This is a genomic window from Nonomuraea sp. NPDC050202, from assembly GCF_040656115.1.
GTDB lineage: Bacteria > Actinomycetota > Actinomycetes > Streptosporangiales > Streptosporangiaceae > Nonomuraea.
In genome coordinates this window covers 1-19775 of record NZ_JBFALF010000015.1, presented here as the reverse complement: position 1 = coordinate 19775, position 19775 = coordinate 1, and the positions used below count along the sequence as shown (strand labels likewise).

The 19775-nt window shown below is 72.6% G+C and carries 16 protein-coding genes; 5 read left to right on the top strand and 11 right to left on the bottom strand.

What is annotated here, in order from left to right; translation table 11 throughout:
* Nucleotides 1-143: 143 nt before the first annotated feature.
* Together AB0I79_RS32760 and AB0I79_RS32755 are read right to left on the bottom strand one after the other, a co-directional pair.
* Nucleotides 144-1301, bottom strand: a complete 1158-nt coding sequence (locus tag AB0I79_RS32760) for a ThiF family adenylyltransferase (RefSeq protein ID WP_357881221.1) — start codon at nt 1299-1301, stop codon at nt 144-146.
* Nucleotides 1302-1419: 118 nt separating this feature from the next.
* On the bottom strand, nt 1420-3582 hold the full coding sequence (locus tag AB0I79_RS32755) for a prolyl oligopeptidase family serine peptidase (protein ID WP_357881218.1): 2163 nt from the start codon (nt 3580-3582) through the stop codon (nt 1420-1422).
* Nucleotides 3583-3963: 381 nt separating this feature from the next.
* On the opposite strand from AB0I79_RS32755, the gene AB0I79_RS32750 reads away from it, so the two are divergent.
* Complete coding sequence (locus tag AB0I79_RS32750; protein WP_357881215.1) at nt 3964-6594, top strand: BTAD domain-containing putative transcriptional regulator; 2631 nt, start codon at nt 3964-3966, stop codon at nt 6592-6594.
* 156 nt (nt 6595-6750) lie between these two features.
* On the opposite strand, the gene AB0I79_RS32745 is transcribed toward AB0I79_RS32750, so the two are convergent.
* On the bottom strand, nt 6751-7392 hold the full coding sequence (locus AB0I79_RS32745) for a TetR/AcrR family transcriptional regulator (RefSeq protein ID WP_357881212.1): 642 nt from the start codon (nt 7390-7392) through the stop codon (nt 6751-6753).
* A gap of 100 nt (nt 7393-7492) precedes the next feature.
* On the opposite strand from AB0I79_RS32745, the gene AB0I79_RS32740 reads away from it, so the two are divergent.
* Nucleotides 7493-8740, top strand: coding sequence for an FAD-dependent oxidoreductase (locus AB0I79_RS32740; RefSeq protein ID WP_357881209.1), 1248 nt, complete (start codon nt 7493-7495; stop codon nt 8738-8740).
* Nucleotides 8741-8746: 6 nt separating this feature from the next.
* On the opposite strand, the gene aztD is transcribed toward AB0I79_RS32740, so the two are convergent.
* From aztD to AB0I79_RS32715, 5 genes are all read right to left on the bottom strand, one after another.
* Nucleotides 8747-9934 carry a zinc metallochaperone AztD gene (gene aztD / locus AB0I79_RS32735; RefSeq protein WP_357881206.1) on the bottom strand — a complete coding sequence of 396 codons (1188 nt, stop codon included), beginning with the start codon at nt 9932-9934 and terminating at the stop codon, nt 8747-8749.
* Nucleotides 9935-9964: 30 nt separating this feature from the next.
* Nucleotides 9965-10846, bottom strand: coding sequence for a zinc ABC transporter substrate-binding protein AztC (aztC, locus tag AB0I79_RS32730; RefSeq protein ID WP_357881912.1), 882 nt, complete (start codon nt 10844-10846; stop codon nt 9965-9967).
* 29 nt (nt 10847-10875) lie between these two features.
* Nucleotides 10876-12063: a hypothetical protein gene (locus AB0I79_RS32725; protein WP_357881203.1), complete on the bottom strand. Its 1188-nt coding sequence runs from the start codon at nt 12061-12063 to the stop codon at nt 10876-10878.
* A gap of 149 nt (nt 12064-12212) precedes the next feature.
* Nucleotides 12213-13055, bottom strand: coding sequence for a zinc ABC transporter permease AztB (aztB, locus tag AB0I79_RS32720; RefSeq protein ID WP_357881200.1), 843 nt, complete (start codon nt 13053-13055; stop codon nt 12213-12215).
* 664 nt (nt 13056-13719) lie between these two features.
* Entirely contained in the window at nt 13720-14790 is a 1071-nt protein-coding gene (locus tag AB0I79_RS32715) for a DUF6348 family protein (RefSeq protein ID WP_357881197.1), read from the bottom strand.
* Nucleotides 14791-15059: 269 nt separating this feature from the next.
* Between AB0I79_RS32715 and AB0I79_RS32710 the strand changes: the two genes are divergently transcribed.
* The 3 genes from AB0I79_RS32710 to AB0I79_RS32700 all read left to right on the top strand — a co-directional run bounded on the left by AB0I79_RS32710 (nt 15060) and on the right by AB0I79_RS32700 (nt 16965).
* On the top strand, nt 15060-15428 hold the full coding sequence (locus tag AB0I79_RS32710) for a YciI family protein (RefSeq protein ID WP_357881194.1): 369 nt from the start codon (nt 15060-15062) through the stop codon (nt 15426-15428).
* A 5-nt stretch (nt 15429-15433) separates the two neighbouring features.
* A complete protein-coding gene (locus AB0I79_RS32705; RefSeq protein ID WP_357881191.1) occupies nt 15434-15772 on the top strand; it encodes a hypothetical protein in 339 nt (112 codons plus the stop codon).
* 212 nt (nt 15773-15984) lie between these two features.
* Nucleotides 15985-16965 carry a serine hydrolase domain-containing protein gene (locus AB0I79_RS32700; protein WP_357881189.1) on the top strand — a complete coding sequence of 327 codons (981 nt, stop codon included), beginning with the start codon at nt 15985-15987 and terminating at the stop codon, nt 16963-16965.
* Nucleotides 16966-17186: 221 nt separating this feature from the next.
* On the opposite strand, the gene AB0I79_RS32695 is transcribed toward AB0I79_RS32700, so the two are convergent.
* From AB0I79_RS32695 to AB0I79_RS32685, 3 genes are all read right to left on the bottom strand, one after another.
* A complete protein-coding gene (locus AB0I79_RS32695) occupies nt 17187-17423 on the bottom strand; it encodes a DUF6289 family protein (protein WP_357881186.1) in 237 nt (78 codons plus the stop codon).
* 315 nt (nt 17424-17738) lie between these two features.
* Complete coding sequence (locus AB0I79_RS32690) at nt 17739-17975, bottom strand: DUF6289 family protein (RefSeq protein ID WP_357881183.1); 237 nt, start codon at nt 17973-17975, stop codon at nt 17739-17741.
* 621 nt (nt 17976-18596) lie between these two features.
* A complete protein-coding gene (locus AB0I79_RS32685; protein ID WP_357881180.1) occupies nt 18597-19232 on the bottom strand; it encodes a TetR family transcriptional regulator in 636 nt (211 codons plus the stop codon).
* Nucleotides 19233-19775 lie beyond the last annotated feature (543 nt).

Below are 19775 nucleotides of genomic sequence, written 5' to 3'. Positions count from 1 at the left end.
TGGCGGAATCAGGCCTTCTGCGTGCCACCGGCGATGCTGTAGCGCTTCGTCGACTTCTTGATCATGGTGTTCAACTCCTTCCAGGTTCCGCTGGGAGTGGCGGCTCGCGGCCCCGGGCCGCGGGCCGGGCGGCGCGAGCGGTTTCACAGGGGCAGCGGCCCGAGGTCGCCGGCGAGCCACTCCAGGCTCGGCTTCGGCCGGGCGTCGCCGCACACCGCGCAGCGCGGGTCGCGCTTCCACGTCTCGGCCTCGCGCAGGCGGGGGTCGTGGAAGGTCATCTCCAGCATCCGGCCCACCGACAGCGGCGGGCAGACCCGGCTGGCGATCCGGACCATCTCGGCGACCAGGAAACCCGCGCCGAACAGCACCAGGCCGTTGAAGGCGGCGGTGTCCTCGCCGAACGTCCCGCCCTCCCTGTCGATGTCGTCCAGCACGTTCATCACGGCCAGCGAGGTGGGGTCGTTGCCGCGCACCTGCTCGTACCAGCATTCGATGCAGCCGGACACCCCGGGCACGATCGTGTAGTGCAGGGCGCGCTGGGTGTCCACGCCGCCCATGATGAGCGCCGTGCCGGCCCGTACGCAGCCCTCGTTGAGCCAGTGGGCGATGTGCACCTTGGGGCGGTCGACCACGGCGATGACGATGTCGCGGTCGCGGACGACCTCGTACACGTCGTCGCCGGACATCAGCTTGCGCTGCACCGGGTCGATCCGCACGGCGCTGTTGAGGGCGCGCGCCCGCTCGGCGGCCACCTCCACCTTGACCCTGCCCACGTACGGCTCGCCGTAGAGGATCTGCCGGTTGAAGTTCGACAGCTCGATCCGGTCGAAGTCGACGATCCGGATGTCCTCGAAGCCGATGGCGACCAGGTCGATCAGCGCGTGGCTGCCGATCCCGCCGACGCCGAGCACGGCGACGCGGGCGTCGCGGATGCGGCGCTGGAAGTCGTACTTGGAGGCGTTCAGCGAGGCGTAGGTCTCGAAGAAGCCGAGGTTGTTCGACCAGCGCTCGCGGGCGAGCCGGTCGAAGTCCTCGCCGGCGTCGTCCGCGCTCTGGATCAGCCGGAGCCCGTCGAGCTCGTCGATCGCCTCCAGGACGTCGTCCGCCGTCACGTCGGGGTGCACGGCGTGCAGGTCGCGGTGGACCTCCTCAGGGGTCCGCGTGCCGTCCAGCAAGGACAGCAGCCTGCTGACCCGGCCGTCGGCATCCTCCAGCGAGGTGAGTTCGCCGCACAGTCTGAAGTGCACCGACCCGTCGGCGATGAAGTAGGGGATGCTCGTCTTGAGCACGGGATGTGTCATGGCATTCCTTCAATGATCGGCCCCGGGGGTGGGGCGCCCCTGAGGACGCCCCACCTGCAACGGAATCAGCCCTTCTGGGTACCACCGGCGACGCTGTACCGCTTGGTCGACTTCTTGATCATGGAAGTTCACCTCCTCTCGGTTCGGTCGGGGTGATGCTCGCGAGTCCCAGCTGGTGGGCGAAGAACGCGAGCACGTCTGCGAAGTAGGACAACCGGCCGGTGCGTCCCCGCTCGCCGTGCCCCGCGCCCGCCTCGTGGCGCAGCAGCACCGGGCGCGGCGAGGTGGTGGCGAACTGCAGCGCGGCGGTCATCTTCCGCGCGTGCAGGGGGTCGACGCGGGTGTCCTCTCCAAAGGCCGACAGCAGGACGGCCGGGTACGGGGTACCGGGCACGACCCGGTGGTAGGGCGAGTAGCCGAGCAGCCAGCCGAGCTCGTCCGGGTCCTCGCGGCTGCCGAACTCCTCGCGCCAGTACTCGCCGAGCCCGGTGAGCTCGTAGCGGGCCATGTCGAGGAGCGGCGCCGTGCAGGCGACGGCGGCGAACAGGTCCGGACGCTGCGTCATCGCGGCGCCCGCGAGCAGGCCGCCCGCGCTGGTCCCGAACGCGCCCAGGCTGTCGCGGGTGGTGTGCCCGGCCGTGACCAGATGGTCGGCCGCGGCGATGAAGTCGTCGATGCCGCGCTGCTTGTGCTCGCGGCGGCCCGCGTGGTGCCAGGCCTCGCCGCCCTCGCCGCCGCCGCGCACGCAGGCGACCGCAAACAGGCCGCCCCGCCCTGCCCAGGCCAGGGCCGCGGCGTAGTAGTCGGCGATGCGCGGCTCCCCGAACGCGCCGTACCCCTCCAGGATCGTGGGCAGCGGCCCTGCCCTGTGCCAGGCCGGGGCGAGCAGGAGGATCCGTACGGGGGTGGCGTCGGGAGCGGTGCAGACCGTCTCGGACGCGATCACCGGCGGGGTGACCGGGGCGGGGTGGCGGCGCCATGGCGTGCTGGAGCCGGTGCGGGCCTCGTAGCGGTAGACGGTCTCGGGGGTGACGCGGTCGGAGTACTCGTACCAGGCCTCGCCGCCCTGCCCGCCGGGGGCCAGCTCGGCGACGATGCCGGGGCCGGGGAGCTCGACCTGGCCCAGGAGCCGTCCGGTGGCCGGGTCGTGACGGGTCACGGCGCCGCGCCCGGCGACCGTCCAGTGGACCAGCAGCAGCCCGTCGAGCACCGCGAACCCGTCGAGCACCGCCTCGGGGTCCTCGGGGATCAGCAGGCGCGGGGTGAGCACGCCGTCTTCCGGCGCGCCGTCTACCGGCGGGCCGTCTGCCGGCGAGGCGTCTTCCAGCGAGGCGTCTTCCAGCGAGGCGTCTTCCGGCGGGCCGTCTGCCGACGGGCCGGCCACGAGGAGGCGGCCGCGGGGCGCGCCGGCGTCGGTCAGCAGGTACAGGCGGCCGTCGGGCGCCGGCCAGGCGGAGGTCCAGCCGTCCTCCAGCAGCGGCAGCCTGCGCAGGCCGGGCTGCTCGATCGAGCCCTCGCGCAGGACGGCCACCCACACCTCGTTGGCCGCCGACAGTCCGGAGGCCACCTGGACGACCAGCAGCCGCCCGTCCGCCCCCACCAGCGCGTCCAGCTCGGCGGTACGGTCGGAGCCCGCGCCGAAGATCACCGGGTCCGCTCCGGTGGGCTGCCCCACCCGGTGCAGGTGGATCCGCGCGCCGGACCGCTCGTCGTACCGCGTGTAGTAGAACGCGTCCTGGCCCGGCACCCACGCGACCGCGGAGTAGCGGCAGCCGGCGATGGGCTCGTCCACGTCCGCCCCGGTCTCCACGTCGAGCACCCGCAGCGTGAACCGCTCGGAGCCGCCCACCGCGGTCTGGTAGGCCATCAGCCGGCCGTCGGTGGAGGCGGACCAGTAGCCCAGCACCGTACGGCGCTCCGGATCCGCGCTGTCCGGCTCGAACAGGGCGCGGTCGCCCCCGGCGTCGCGGACCATGAGCCTGTGGTGCTCCGCGCCGGGCCGCAGGCAGGTGTAGAAGGCCCGCCCGCCGCGCCACTGGGGCACGGACAGCCGCTCGAACGAGGTCAGGTGCCGCAGCTCGCGGAACCAGCCGCCGGCCGGCCAGCCGTCCCTCGCCCTGGCGAACAGGTCGGCCTGCGCCGCCAGCCAGTCGCGGGTCTCGGGCGTGTCCGGGTCCTCCAGCCACCGGTACGGGTCGGCGACCTCGCGTCCGCCGAGCAGTTCCCGTACGTCGTCCCTCCGTGCCGCCGGGCGGGCTGCCGGTACGGAACCCGTGTCCATGACTCCCGAAGACCTCGCGACCTTGGACACTGTCCGGCTCCCCTCCGTTGCCGTGATGGCTGGATCCGTTCCGCTGCCACCGAAGCTTCGTCGTGGGGGCTGGACGGGGCGCTGGACCTGCCCATGGACGTCACGCTGGCCGCGGCCCTGGAACGAGTACTGGACCTGGTGCCGGTCGATCGCCTGGGACATCGTTGGAGGGGGCGCTGGAACGGGACACTGGACACGGAGATTTCCCGATTTGTCATGAACTCGGACCCGTCCGCGTCATCCCTGTCCGGCTGGACGACGAATGAGGGGGCGTCCCCGGCGGATCAAGCCCGGGGCGGTCCGGCCACACCTCGCGGACAGCAACACTCGTGTTACTTCTGAGGAGGCGGGATGCCCGAAGAGCATGGAGAGGATGTCCGGTTCGAGGTGCTGGGGCCGCTGCGCGCGTGGCGTGCGCGGACCGGCCTGGCCCTGGGCTCGGGGCGGCGGCGGACCCTTCTGGCGGTCCTGCTGCTGCACGCCAACCGCCCGGTGAGCCGCGACAAGCTGATCGACGAGCTGTGGGGCGCGAACGTGCCCGCGTACGCCGTGAACCTGCTGCAGAAGCACGTGTCCAGCCTGCGCGCGGGGCTGGAGCCGGGTCGGCGGCGCGGTGGCGTGCCGTCCGGCCCGCTGACCTGGACGGAGGCCGGGTACGTGCTGCGTGTGTCCCCGGGAGGGCTGGACCTGGAGGTGTTCGAGCGGGAGGTCCGCCGTGCCAGGGAGGCGCACGCCGCCGGAGATCTGAAGGGGGCCTCGCAGGCGTTCCACACGGCACTGCGCCTGTGGCGGGGACCGGTCTGCGACGGTCTGGGCAGCCCGTTCCTCGACATGGTGCGGGATCAGCTCGCCGAGCGGCGGATCGGCGCGATCGAGGAGAGCATGGAGGTGGACATGAACGGGGACATGACTCTGGGCGGTCATGCCGACCTCGTCGCCGAGCTGCGCTGGCTCGTGGCCCACCATCCGCTGCGCGAGCGGCTGCACGCCCTGCTCATGCTGGCCCTGTACCGGTCCGGGCGCCAGGCGGAGGCGCTGGCCGCCTTCCGTGACGCCCGGGGGCGGCTGCGCGAGGAGCTCGGCGTCGAGCCATCGGCCCAGCTCCAAACCCTCCACCAGCGCATCCTCGCCGCCGACCCCGACCTCATGACCTGCCCCTCCGCACCGGCGTCCTTCCCCTCCCTCACGCCGCCCCGCCCGGCCTCACCACCACCCGCACACGCCTCACCAGCGAAGGATGAGGAACCGGACGGTTGCGGACCACGCGACGCCGCAGCGGGCGGCCCGGCGGCATCACGCCGCTCGGCGGCGCGTGGCGAGGCGGCACGTGGCGAGGCGGCACGTGGCCGGGCGGCGGCGGGCAGCGCGAAGGCAGGCGGCTCAGCGGCGGCTGGCGGCTCGGCGGCCGGGCGGGGGCGGCGGGCCGCGGCGGGTGCGCTGCGGCACTGGCCGACGCCGGCGCAGCTCCCCCACGGGGTGCCGCAGTTCGTCGGCCGGGAGGCGGAGCTGGAGCGGCTCGATGCGCTGCTGGCCGATGACCGGAACCTGAGCGCGGCCGTGGTGCTCACCGGCATGGCGGGCGTGGGGAAGACCGCCCTGGCGATCCACTGGGCGCACCGGATCCGGGACCGGTTCCCCGACGGTCAGTTGTACGTGAACCTGCGGGGATTCGACCCGACGGGGACGGCGATGGAGGCGGCGGAGGCGATCCAGGAGGTCCTCCACGCGTTCGCGGTCAGGCCGGACCAGGTCCCCGGGGGTTTGCACGCGCGGGCCGCGCTCATGCGCAGCCTGCTCGCGGGCCGCCGGATGCTGATCGTGCTCGACAACGCCCGGGACGCCGAGCAGGTCCGCCCCCTGCTGCCCGGCGCGCCCGGCTGTCTCGTCGTCGTGACCAGCCGGGACCAGCTCACCGGCCTGGTGGCGGCCGAGGGAGCGCACGCGTTCACAGTGGACCTGCTGCCGAAGGAGGCGGCGCGTCTCCTGCTGACCCGCCGCTCCGGGATCCGCCTGCCCGGAACGTTCCAACCGGGCATCCTCCAGCCCCGCAGCCCTCGATCCGGCGCCCGCCGCGCGGCGGTTCGAGGCCCGGCCGCGACCACGGCGCCGGACGGCACCGCGAACGGGGCCGAGCACCGATCAGCCGGCGAGGCCACGGCCGGGGACGAGCACGGATCAGCCGGCGAGACCGTGCCCGTGGACGAACACCGATCAGCCGGCGAGACCGCGGCCGTGGACGAGATCGTCGCGTACTGCGGCCGCCTGCCGCTCGCCCTGTCCATCGCCATCGCCCGCGCCCTCACCAGCCCGCGCCTGCCGTTCGCCGCCCTGGCCGCGGAGCTGCGCGGCGCGCGTGCGCGCCTGGACCCGTTCGACGGCGGCGAGCAGGCCACGAACGTGCGGGCGGTGTTCTCCTGCTCCTACGGCCGGCTCACCCCACCGGCCGCCCGCCTGTTCCGGCTGCTGGGGCTGCATCCGGGCCCGGACTTCAGCCAGGCCGCCGCCGCCAGCCTGGCCGGTCTGCCGCCGCATGACGTCCGGCCGCTGGTGGCCGAGCTGGCCAGGACGAACATGCTGAGCGAGCGCGTCCCCGGCCGGTTCGCCTTCCACGGCCTGCTCCGCGCGTACGCGTGCGAGCTGAGCGACGCGCAGGACACCCGCGACGAGCGGCGGACGACCCTGCACCGCCTGCTCGACCACTACCTGCACAGCGCCCACCAGGCCGGCCGGGTGCTGAAGCCGGGCCAGGGCGCCGACGCCGGCCTCGACCCCGCCCTGCCGCTGGTGACGCCGGAGGCGCCGGCCGGCAGGAGCGAGGCCAGGACGTGGTTCACCGCCGAGCACCTGGTGCTGCTCGCGGCGGCACGGCGGGCGGCGGAGGCCGGCTTCCCCGCGCATGCCAGGCAACTCGCCTCGTCCCTGGCCTCCTTCCTCGACCACCGGGGGACCTGGCGCGTGCAGGTCGCCCCCGCCTCCCGATGAGCACGTGCACGCAGCCCCCGCTCCCGATGAGCACGTGCACGCAGCCCCCGCTCCCGATGAGCACGTACAGGCAGCCCCCGCTCCCGATGAGCACGTGCAGGCAGCCCGCGCCGCCGATGAGCACGTACAGGCCACCCCTCGACGAGGCCCCGCGGCCTACGCGTCCGGGCCGGGGCCGCCCGCGGTCAGGTCGGCGGTGATGCGGTCGGCGCTGAGCGGCACGCCCGGCAGCGGGGTGGCGGCGGCGGGGCGCAGGCCGTCCAGGAGCGTGGCCAGCAGGCGGGCGCGTACGGCGTCGTCGAGCGCGGGCGGCACCGACGGCAGCGGCCGGGTCAGCACGGTGAGGAACATGACGAGGTCGGCGGCGCTCACGTCGGCACGCAGCGCGCCCTCCGCGCGGGCGGCGCCGACCAGGGCGTCGAGCGCGGTCAGGAGGCGTGCGCGCGCCTCGTGGAACTCGGGGCCCGGCTCGACGTGGTCGCCGAGGATCGGCAGCATCGCGACGATCCGCCGCTCGACGACGCCCGCCGCGAACGCCGCCAGCGCCTCACCGGCCGCCTGCCCGGCGGCCAGGACCTCGGTGGCGAGCGCGCCCACCTGCGCCATGTTGTCCACCACCACGGAACGGATGAGGTCGGCCCGGGTAGGGAAGTGGCGGTAGAGCGTGGCGTTGCCGATGCCCGCACGGGTGGCGATCTGGTCGAGCGGCGCGTCGGGCCCCTGGTCGAGGAAGGCCAGATGCGCCGCGTGCAGGATCTGCTCGCGGTTGCGGCGGGCATCGGCGCGCAGCTCTTTCACAGGACCTCTCCAGACATAACCGTGGACACTTTCCCCGGTTATGTTAGTGTGCCGAGCAAATGGGGAGTTTCTCCCCGCTTATCTCCATGGGAGGGATCGGATGGGATCGATCACGAGGACCTCGGTCGCCTGTGTCGTCGCCGGTGGCGGGCCCGCCGGGATGGTGCTCGGCCTGCTGCTGGCCCGGTCGGGCGTCGAGGTGGCGGTGCTGGAGAAGTACCCCGACTTCCTGCGGGACTTCCGCGGCGACACGGTGCACGCCTCCACGCTGGGGCTGCTGGACGAGCTGGGGCTCGGCGAGCGGTTCGCGGCGCTGCCGCAGCAGCGGGAGCGGCGGCTGACGATGGCGTTCGACGACGGCGCCATCATCGAGGACTTCAGCCGCCTGCCGGGCGCCCACCAGCACATCGCGCTGGTGCCGCAGTGGGACTTCCTCGACCTGCTCGCCGCGGCGGGCAGGGAGTCGCCGCACTTCCACCTCGCGCAGAGCGCCGAGGTCGACGGCCTGCTGCGCGACGGCGGGCGGGTGTGCGGGGTGCGGTACACCGACAAGGACACCGGCCGGACGCACGAGCTGAGGGCGCCGCTGGTGGTGGCGGCCGACGGGCGGCACTCGACCGTGCGCGACCTGCTCGGCCTGCGCCCGCGCGCCTCGGCCGCGCCGCACGACTGCCTCTACGTACGCATCCCCCGCCTGCCCGGCGACCCCGACGGCACGTTCCTGCGCTTCTCCGCCACCGGCGGCCTCATCATGATCAACCGGGGCGACTACTGGCAGGGGGCCCTGCTGATCGCCAAGGGCATGGCGGAGGCCGCGCGGGCCGACGACGGCGCGTGGACCCGCCGGACGATCAGCCGGCTGGCCCCGTACACCGCCGCGCGGATGGCCGCGATCGGCGCGGCGGACATCGCCGTCCTGCAGATCCGCATCGACCGGCTCGCCCGCTGGTGGACGCCAGGGGCGCTGCTCATCGGCGACGCCGCGCACGCCATGTCCCCGATCGCCGGCGTGGGCGTCAACCTGGCCGTCCAGGACGCGGTCGCGGCGGCCCGCGTCCTGGTGCCCGCGCTGCGGCGCGGCCGGGTGAGCGAGCGGGAGCTGGCCCGGGTGCAGCGGCGGCGCCAGTGGCCCACCGTGATCACCCAGGCCCTCCAGCGCACGGCGCAGGACCGCTTCGTGGCCGCCTCGATCACCGAGGAGGCCGGGGGCGCCCCGCTGCGCCTGCCGCAACCGCTGCGGACGCTGCGGCACTGGCGCGGCCTCCCCCACCTGCTCGGCCGGGTCGTGGGGCTGGGCATCCGTCCCGAGCACCTGACCGGCCCGCTGGCGCCGCTGAGCCACGGGTGACCGGTCTCAGCTCACGACGCCGGTCAGCTCGTTCGGCGGCTGCGGCAGGGGCGTGCTCCTGGTGACCTTGCCGGAGGCGAGGTCCACCGCGTGCAGCCGCCTGCCCGCCGGGTCGCTCACGTAGACGACCTGGTCACGCACGAAGATGTTCGGCCTGGGCCGCTGCCACTCCAGGGGCTCCTTCCACTCGTCGAGCACCTTGACGGTCCTGACGACCTTGCCCGCCGCCGGGTCGATGACGTGGACGGCGCCGTCGGTGCCGAGGACGAGGGCCTCGCCGCGCGGCCCGCGCGCCAGGGACCGGAAGGTGTAGCTCGTGCCGAGGTCCACCAGCTTCAGCGTGCCGGTCGTGGTGTCGATGAGGGAGACCTGGGTGGGGCGTTCCAGCTCGGCGTCCGGGTCCTTCTTGTAGTCGCCGAGGACGACCGGGGACAGGTCCGAGCCGGACTGGTTGCCGATCCTGCCGTACTCGTCGGGACTGTCGATCTTGCTGATCTTCCCGTCCTTGTACAGCAGGACGCCGTCCTCGCAGCCGAGCACGACGGCCTCGTCCTGGGCGGTGGCCTCGCCGTGCACGCCGGGGCAGTCCTCGCTGCGGGTGATCTCCTTGCGCTCCTTGTCCAGGACGGCGATGCCGGTGCGCTTCTCCTCGGTGCCGAGGGTGACGACGAGCTCGCCGTTCTCCAGCTCGATCGCGACGCCGTGATGGGCCGTCGCGGCCTTGTACACCTCGCCCTCCGGCAGGCCGGCGGCCAGCTCGGCCGGGTCGAAGAGGGTGACCTCGCCGGTGCCGTCGGCGAACAGGACGGTGGTGCCGGCGTGCCGCACCACGTGCCCCGGCTTGGCGGCCTTGAACTCGTCGTCCTTCAGCGTCGCCGAGGCGGCGTCGAGCACCCGGAAGCCGGTCGCGGTGGAGACGAGCACGTGCCGGGCGTCCCCGGCGGGGTTGACGCGGTTGTACCCGGCGAGCGGGATGTCCTTGACCAGCTCCAGGCTCTGCCCGTCCAGGACGTACAGGCCGCCGTCGTAGGTCAGCACGACGGGGTCCGTCACCGTCCGCTGAGGGGCAGTCGTCCGCGGCTGGGTGGCGGCGGCGGGCGCGGCGGCCTCGGTCGCGGGCTCCTGGGCGGAACCGCAGGCGGTGAGCAGGAGGGCTCCGGCGAGCAGCGTCGCCGGGGCGGCGGTCCGGGTCATGGGTGGTGCACCTTTCTGTTGGAGGGGGTGTCAGCGGCCGTGGAGACCGTCGATGATGGCTTTCGTGTTGCTGCGGACCATCTCGAGGTAGGTGGCCGCGCCCGGCATCCTGCGGCTCAGCGACTCCGAGAACAGGGGGACGACCTCGACGTCCACGCCCACCTCCGAGGCGAGCACCTGGGCGAGCCGGTCGGGCTGCGAGGAGTCGGCGAAGATCGCCTTGACGCCGGTGCGCCGGATCGCGTCCCTGAGCGACTTCAGGTCCGAGGCGCTCGGCGAGGCCAGCGTGGTGCCGCTGGGGATGACGGCGCCGACGACCTCGAAGCCGTAGCGCCGGGCGAAGTAGCCGAAGACGTGGTGGTTGGTCACCAGGCGGCGGGCCTCGGCCGGGACGGTGGCGACCTGCTGCCCGACCCAGGCGTCCAACTGCTCGACCTGCCTCCGGTACGCCGCGGCGGCCGCCCTGACGGCGGCGGCGTCCACGCCGTCCACGTGCGCGACGACCTGCTCGGCGATGACGTCCACGGCCCTGGCCATGCGCGCCGGGTCGGTCCAGAAGTGCGGGTCGGGCTGCCCCGCCGTCTCGTCGGCGGTGAACGTGATCGGGTCGGCCCGCTCCCCCACCGCCAGCGCGGGCACGCCGGCCCGCCGGGCGGCCTCGACGTTGCGCAGCACGCCTTCCTCCAGGCCGAGCCCGTTGTAGACGATGAGGTCGGCGGCCTCGATCCGCGCGGCCTCCTGGGCGGAGACGCCGAACGAGTGCGGATCGGAGTCCGGCTTCATCAGCACGGTCACCTCGGCCTCGCCGCCGACCACGGCCCGGGTGACGTCGCCGAGGATGTCGGTGGTGACCACGACGCCGGGCGCGGAGCCGCCGGGGGCCGTGCAGCCTGCCGCCGCCGTCGCGAGCACGAGCGCCGCGAGGATCCTGAACAGCGCGCTCACCGGCCGGTCTCCGTCATGTACGCGGGTGCCGGCCCCGGCCGGAGCGTCCTGGCGCGCCGGAGGCCGTCGTTGTAGTCGATCTCGTGGACGGCCTTGCCCGCCGGGTCGTTGACGTAGGCGCGGGCGGTGTCCACCTGGATGCGGACCGCGCCGGCCGGCGGGCCGGCGAGCAGCTCGGTCTTCGCCGTCTCCTTGCCGGTGAGCGGGTCGTAGGCGTGCAGGACGCCGTCCGCGGTGAGGGACAGGACCGGCGTGTCGTCGCCGGTGGCGTTCACCGCCACGGCGGGGCCGGTCTTCAGCAGCCGCCACGTCCTGCCGACCACGTCGAGCACCCAGATCCCGCTCTCGCCCGCCTCGGCGGCCAGCGTCGCGCTGCCGGGACGGTGCCGGAACGCCCGCGCGCGCTCGCCCTCCGGCGTCCTGCGCGGGTAGCGGATCTTCACGCTCTCGAACGCGCCGTCCTTCCCGGTGACCAGGAGCGCCCCGTCGGCGCAGCCGAACACCGCGCCGCGCCGGGTGACCGCCGTTCCCGCGGCGTCCGCGCAGCTCCCGACGGTGGTGCCGGGCTCGCCCGTCCTGGCCCTGACCTGTACGGCGCCGTCCTGCGCGACCAGCAGCCGCTCCCCGTACGGCACGACGGCCTCGGCCCTCAGCCGGCCCGTCTCGGCGAGCTCGCCCTCGTCCATGCGGGCGCGGTCGAACAGCCTGACCGTGCCGTCACCCGACCGGACGGCGGTGATCGCCGCATCGCCTGTCACGTCGTACGGCGGGCGCCCGGCGATCGTGCCGAGGTCGCGCGTGGCGGCCCGGTAGTAGTGCACGTGGTCGCCGTGATCGACGGTCCAGCCGCCGCTGTCGATCACGCGCAGCGCGCCCGAGCCCGTGGTGAGGAAGGCGTGGCGGCCGTCCCCGACGATCTCGCGCACGCCGGCAGGTGACGTGCCGCCCGGCGCATCACCACGCGACGCGCCGCCCGGCGCATCACCACGCGACGCGCCGCCCGGCGCATCACCACGTGGCGGGTTGTCGCGTGCCGCCGCGGCCGCCGCGGCGGCGGGTACCTCGGTGGCCTGTCCGGTGAGCAGGTCGAGCACGTGCGCCTTGTCCGTCTCGCCGTCGGACACGACGAGGCGGAGCTGCGGCTCGGCCATCTCCTCCGCGCCCTCGACGTACCCGTGCGGCACCGGTTCCGACGCGCCCGGAACCGCCGCAGACGCCCCCGGACCCGGCGGGGACGCCTCCGGGCCCGCGGTACCCGATACCGGCGCACGACCCTCCGAGGCGCAGCCCGCCAGCAGGACCCCTGTCGCGAGGATCGCGAGGATCGCCCTGTTCAACTCGCCACCCCCGCCACCCGCGCGGGCCGGCGCCGCAGGGCGTCGCCCAGTGCCGACAGGAAGAACAGGCCCACGGCCACGGCCGCGATGGTCGCGCCGGCCGCCGTCGCCGCGTGCCAGGACACGATCAGTCCCGCCACGGTCGAGACGATCCCGAGCAGCGCCGCCCCGAGCATGATCGTCGGGATGCGGCGGGCCCACAGTGCGGCGGCGGCCGGCGGCCCGATCAGCAGGCCGAACACCAGCAGCGTCCCGACGATGTGGAACGACGCCACGATCGCCACCGTGACCAGCCCGAGCAGCAGGACGTGCGCCAGCCGGGGCCGCATCCCCAGCGTGTGGGCCTTGCGCGGATCGAAGACGAGCGCGACGAACAGCCGGTGGCCGAGCACCGCGACCGCGGCCGTGACCGCGAGCGCCACGCCCAGCCCTGCCAGGTCCTGCCCGGTGACCGCGAGCACATCGCCGAACAGGAACGCGGTCAGGTCCACCGCGAAGGACCGGGAGTGCGAGACCACGATCACGCCCAGGGACAACATCCCCGCGAACAGCAGGCCGATGCTGGTGTCCTGCGACAGCCGGGCGGACCGGCTGAGCACGCTCACCCCGTACGCCATGCCGCCCGCGCTGAGCAGCGCGCCGATCAGGATGTTCACCCCGGCCATCGAGGCGAGCGCCACTCCGAGGAGCATCCCGTGCGACATCGCGTCGCCCAGGAAGGCCATGCCGCGCAGCACCACCCATGTCCCGGCGAGCGCGCAGAGCAACGACACGAGGATGCCCGCCCATAGCGCTTGCCGGACAAACGACACCTGAAAGGGATCAAACAACCAGTCCATGGACAGGACTCTACAATGAAAACCATTGTCATTTTCAACCGGGGTCCGCGGAAGGTCACGCCACGGTCGTGCTCCAGAAGGTCACGGCGTGCAAACGGCCGCGAGACCGCCCTGAGCAGGCCATCGACCGGTCCCCGCTCGGGCATCACCCGCGCCCTCAACCCGAACGGGCGGCCCCATCAAGCTGGCGCCGAACCATGCCGAACAGTGTCCGCAAGCCCGACCAGCTCCGGTCGCTCTGCTGCGTTGGCCGAGCGGATGGTGGCGTCTGCCGAGACTTCGGCTGCAGCCGCGTTGCGGCGCTGCGATCGGAGCGCCTTGATGGACACGATGAGCGCGGCCAGAGCCAAGGGCCCGGATACGGCTGTTGCAGCCCAGGCAGGGGCGTCACCCCAGTCGATATTCATGGAGTCCGAGTGGCCGCGCAGGGGCGAGGACATCGTGCCGCTGGTCGGCGCGCACCCGGGAGCGGCGGGCCACGGCGTTGCCCGCGCTGGGACTGCCCCTCACCGCGGACGATCTCGCCGAGATCGAGAAGGCGGTGCCGCCGGGTTCGGCGCGCGGTGATCGGTATACGGCCGCCTCAGGGTGGGGAACCGAGTGCGACCCTTCCGCAAAGGTACCGCGGCCTGCTGGATCGGACAGGTTTCACGTTTTGCGAACGCTACGCGTCCTCGACAGGCACGAGCAGGCCGAAGATCCGCACCGCGACCCTCCCGTCGGGCAGCAGTGCCCGGCTGTCCGCGACCACCTGCTCGCCACCCGGCCACGGCTCGCTGTCAAGCAGCACCTCGTTGATCTGCAACCGGCCGTCGTGGTGGGAGGTGAACAGGCGCAGCCCGTGCACCTTCCGGGTGAGCGGCTCGGCGCGCAGCGCCTGCAGCAGCCGGTCGAGCAGGGATCCGGCGGACGGCACCGGCCGGTCGGCGAACAGGTTGAGCTGGGCGCCCAGCACCAGCTCGTACGCGCCGCTCGGATGGTCGTAACGCTCCCGCTCGACCTGTCCAGGGGCGGCGCCGGGCAGGAGCAGGCCGTCGAGGATCGGGTGCAGCGCGCCGAGGCTGAACCGGTTCACCGCCTCGCCGATCGCCTCGCGCCAGGTGGCGCCGTACCCGGCGAAGCTCTCCACCAGCCATGGCCTGGCCAGCGCCGGGTGTGACACGGCGAAGTCGACCTGGGCCATCACCGCGCCGGCCGAGGCGGGGTGCACGAACAGCTCCGCGCCGGCCTTCGTCTCGCCGTCGAGTGCTACGCCGTGCCCGCGCAGCAAGCCCTCGAACACGGCTCTCGGCGAGGGCACGCCGCCGTCGCCCTGCCCGGCCGGCTCCAGGTCGTTCATCAGCCTTGCCTCACCGAGCATCAGATCATGCAGCTGCGACCCGGCGTTCAGCGCGTTGTTGATCGCGTTGAACTCGGCGCTGCGCAGCGCGATCCGCTCGATCTCGCCGCGCCCGGCGCGCTGCGCGCGATCCAGCGCGGCCACGAACACCGGTTCGGCCGGAAGGCTCACCCGCCCGCTGGGGGTCGCCACCCCGTCCGGGTACGACAGGTCCGGCAGTAACCGCCGCGTGTACGCCATCGGCAGGAAAATCAGCAGCCGCTCGGCAAGCCAAGGCTCGACACCGGCATCGACCAGCCGCTGCCACACCTCCTCGTCACTCGGGGCCTCCTCACCCCCGCAGAACGCGGCGATCCCCACCTCGACGGCGGCGTCGTACCTCGATGATTCGATCATTGCGCAACCCTATCCACGGCGGTTCTCCGCCCGGCTTCCTCGGAGGGACTCGGGAACCGCAGGCCTGCGAGGGTGAAGGGCCGGCCTACGGGACAGGCTTCATCCCTATACTCCAGTCCTGGCCGTTCGACGAGGTCAGGCACCCTTCCGCTGGGAGTTCGCGGCGGAAGGAAATATTTCACGGCAGCGGCGCAAGAATCCGATACCGGCTCCGACCCCATGGTGAACGGCGCCCACGGAGGGTGCCGCCCGGCCCTTGAGGAGACGACATGAAATTCCTGTTGATCATGCACTCGAACCCGCAGGTGTGGGACGCGCTGACCGAGGAGCAGCGCAACGAGGTGATGAGCGGCCACGGCGCGTTCATGGAGACCATCACCAAGTCCGGCGAGATGATCAGCACCACGGCGCTGGCCGACCCGTCGCAGAGCGCCGTGGTGCGGGTCCGGCGTGGTGCCCCCGTCGTGACGGATGGGCCGTACCTGGAGGCCAAGGAGTTCCTCGGCGGCTACTACCTGGTGGAGTGCGACAGCCGGGAACGCGCCCTGGAGCTGGCCGCGCTCATCCCGGACGCCGGCGTCGAAGGTCTCGGCATCGAGGTGCGGCCGGTCGTCTTCGCGGGCACGGCCGACGGCTGAGCACGGTGAAGTTCCTGCTGAACGTCTACGTGACCGCTGCCGCGCAGCCGGGGGAAGGCCTCGACCACGAGCGGATCCTGGCCACGGCGGCACGGTCGGGGGAGCTCATCAGCGGCCACGCCCTGGCCGACCCCTCGATCAGCGCCTTCGTACGCGTCCGCGACGGTGTGGTGGAGGTGAGCGAGGGCCCGTACCGGCAGGCGCTTCACCATGTCGCGGGCCAGTACCTGCTCGACTGCGAGAGCCGTGAGCGCGCCGTCGAGCTGGCCGGGCTCATGGCCGGCGGCCATGCCTGGGGTGTGGAGGTGCGGCCGCTGATGGACACGGCCGGACTGGAGATGTGAGCACGTTCTGACACGTCGAGGACCTGCGGTGCGGACTCATGCCGTGCGCAGGTCCCCGACGCGGTTCCGCACCGTCACGCCCCTGCCGCGCTGACCCACACCACACCCGGGCCCCCGACCCGGTTCCGCACCGTCACGCCCTGCCGCCCAGGCAGCTTCGGGTCGCCTTAAATAGGTTCAGCCTGGGGGCGGGCCTGGGTTAGGCTGCGCCAATGCCGCAGGGAGACATCGACAAGATCGCCGAGGAGACCGGCTTCTCCGGTGTGGTCTGGATCGACCGGGCCGGGCAGATCGAGTTCGCGAAGGCCTACGGGCTGGCCAACCGCACCTACGGCGTCCCCAACACCGTGGACACCAGATTCGGCATCGCCAGCGGCAGCAAGGGGTTCACCGCCCTGGCCGTGCTCTCGCTGGTCCGTGACGGCGCGCTGGGGCTGGACACCACCGCCCGTTCCCTGCTCGGCAGGGATCTGCCGCTGATCGCGGACGACGTGACCGTCGAACATCTGCTCACCCACACCTCCGGCATCGGTGACTACCTGGACGAAGAGGTCGACACCGAGATCACCGACTACTTCATCGGCGCCGCGCACGAGCTGACCACCACCGAGGCGTTCCTGCCGCTGCTGGACGGGCATCCCACCAAGTTCCGCGCCGGTGAGCGGTTCGGCTACTGCAACGGCGGTTTCGTGGTCCTCGCCCTGCTGGCGGAGCGGGCCGGCGGCGCCGGCTACCACGACCTGGTCCGGGAACGGGTCCTCCGCCCGGCCGGCATGACCAGGACCGACTTCCTCCGCTCCGACGAGCTGCCCGCCGATGCGGCCGTGGGTTACCTGCCCTTGGACGGGGTGAACCGCTCCAACGTCTTCCACCTGCCGGTGCTGGCCACCGGCGATGGCGGCATCCACACCGCCGCCGCCGACATCTCCACCTTCTGGCGTGCGTTCTTCGCCGGCGACATCGTGGATTCCGTCGAGGAGGTGGTACGGCCGCGCTGCGCCGTACCCCAGGAGTCGATGCGCTACGGTCTCGGCTTCTGGCTGCACGAGAGCACCGACACGGTGATGCTGGTCGGGTACGACGCCGGCGCGTCGTTCAAGTCCACGCACGACCCGCACACCGGCACCACCTGCACCGTGCTCTCCAACACCTCCCCCGGCGCCTGGCCCATCGCCCGCGCCCTCGCACGTTGAGCGCCCTCGCACGTTGAGCGCCCTCACACGTTGAGCGCCCTCACACGTTGAGCGCCCTCGCACGTTGAGGACGCGACACGTGCTGCCGAACAGCGCTGTCGGGCTCGCGTCTCACTGAGCCTCGCGCATCAAGGCGACCACTTACCCACGCTCAGGCATCGGGTCGCCGTCGCCAGGAAGCCGGCAGAGCCGCGACTGCGTGCCCTGCCGGCTGCCTTTCGTCAGGCGCAGGGGCTCGCGGACCACGTGATGTAGCCGGTGACCCTGCCCCAGGTCGAGACCTCACCGTCACAGAATTCAGTCTTGACTCCGACCAGGTTGGTGCGGGCGGGATCGGAGAAGTACTGCGTGTTGCACAGGTAGCCGGCCCGGCAACTGGGGGCCGCCTGAGCGGCGGCCGGTACGGTGGCGAGCGCGGCACTCGCCAGAGCGGCGACGGCCAGCACACGGCGGATCATGAATCGTCCTTCCTGAGCGCGGGGAACGGCGGGGTCGGCCGCAGGCGTTCGATTCGGTCTTCGACGGACGGTGGCGCACGCCTCAACCCCTTGCAGGCCATGCGTACACCTCGGCCCCCAGACCATACGCACACCTCGGCCCTTCGCAGACCATGCGCACATCCCGGCCCTTCGCAGACCATGCGCACGCCTCGGCCCTTCGCGGGCAGGGCGCACACCTCAGCCCTTCGCAGACCATGCGCACGCCTCGGCCCCTCGCGGGCAGGGCGCACACCTCGATCCCTCGCGGGCAGGGCGCACGCGCCAAGTCTCCGATCAGAAGCAGGGGCTCTCGTACCAGGTCTGGTAAGGGCCACGGACTCCCCAGGTGCGGGTGGTTCCGTCGCAGTCCTCCTGCTTGCCGCCGACGGCGTTGGTGAGGGCGGGGTCGGAGTAGTAGGTGGTGGTGCAGTAGTGGTCGATCTTGCAGGCCCTGGCGTTGGCCGCGCCGACCGGCAGGACCGCGAGGGTGGCGGCGGCCAGAGCTGCGGCGAGGAGCGCACGACGGATCATCGACGGTCCTTCCTGAGTACTGAACAGCACAAAGGTTTTCGCGGCTTCGTGGGCGCCCCAGCCGATGATCGAAATAATGCGTCTTGCGGGAAGAAAAGGCAAGAGGGGCTCATATTCATCATGCCCGTATTCTTTGCAGCGGCACATCGGCCCGAAGCGCTCTCGTGAATCCCGCAGGCCGGGCGCGCAACCCAGCAGCTCGGCCCCGGCTGCGGCGACTCCTCGGGTGCTCGATAATTCGGGGCGTCGAAAAGCGATTATCGGCCCGCCGGACGCGCTTTTCGGCTCAGCTTCCCGCGCGACGGGTCATCGCATTGCGCAGAAATGGACTGCCATCCGCACGTTCCGGCGGTGGTCGGCCTGGCGAGGTCGACCCCGGCCACCGCCGCACCGGGCTCTCTCGAGGGGGGACGGCGTAGCGTGCCCGCCGGTGGCCACAAGCGCATCGCCGGAGCGGAACGCTGCATCGATCGGATCGAGGGATGGCGCACGCCGTCCTTCCACTTCGGCAAGACTCTCGGAACCCACCTCGCAGGCCTTCACCTTCGGAGCGCCGTCTTCGGGTCCGAAGCTCCAATCCATCGGAAGATCCGAAGCCGTGCAGGCCCGGGAAGCTACGCGTCAGGAGTCGCCGCCGTTCCCAGCGTCCTTCCCCGAGTCGGCCAACGGCGCAGGAGTGAAGACGCACGACAGCGCGTTGCGGAGGGTCGCGGCGAAGGAGGCCGTGACGCCGGGCTGGAGCCAGTGGCGCCCCGCCACGCGGATGGCGCCCGCGACCGCGGCGGCCGTGACGGAGGGGAACAGGTCGCGGCGGGGGTCGGTGCCGGTGCGCTCCGCGATGGCCTCGGCGAGCGGACCCTCGGCCATGCTGAACGCCTTGAGCGCCTCGCCCTCCAGCGCGGGCGTCGACATGATCATGGCGAGGCCGGCCCGGTCGGGCTCGGGATCGGTGTAGAGCTCGATCACGGCCGCGAGCACGGCCTCCTCCAGCGGCTCACCGGCGGGCCTGGAACGCAGCGCCTGCCCCACGCGCCGCGACTGGTCGGCCTGGAAGGCACAGATCGCCTCCTCCCTGCTGGAGAAGTAGTTGTTGTACGTACGCGGCGAGACGCCCGCGGCCGTGGCGATGTCATGGACGCGGACGAGCGCCAGCCCGTTCGGGCCCTGCTCGATGGCCAGCCGCAGCGCGGCATGACCGATCGCCTCCCGGGTGGCCTGCTTGTTGCGGGCTCGCAGATCCATGGCGTCGTCGTTCATGGCTGGAAGCTTACCCCGAGATGCGCACCACGCAACTTGTGCGCGACACGCAAGTTGTGGGTAGAGTGCGATGCAGCGCCTGGCACTTCCCCAGCGGAGTGCCGACCATCTGGCGTGCGCCGGGGCGGCGAGGCCCCGCAGGCAGGCTCTCATGCCCGCACTGCGGGCCATCCGTCGCGGGCTCCGTCCCGGCCGCACCCCGGCAAGAGCGTCGTGGCACGCGGCGCGGCGGAAGCGGCGCGGCGGAAACGGCGCGGCGGAAACGGCGCGGCAGAAGCGGCGCGGCAGAAGCGGCGCGGCAGAAGCGGCGCGGCAGACGGAGCAGCGCAGCAGAAGCGTCCGCGGCACGCAGCGCAGCAGAAGCGTTCCTTGGCGTACCCGTACCCGACAGGAGCTCGACCAGAGCTCGAAAGACACTTCGACCAGAGCAGGAGCAGCAATGACCTCGAAGATGATCGCGTTTGACGAGGACGCCCGGCGCGGTCTCGAGCGCGGTATGAACCAGCTCGCCGACGCCGTCAAGGTGACCCTCGGCCCCAAGGG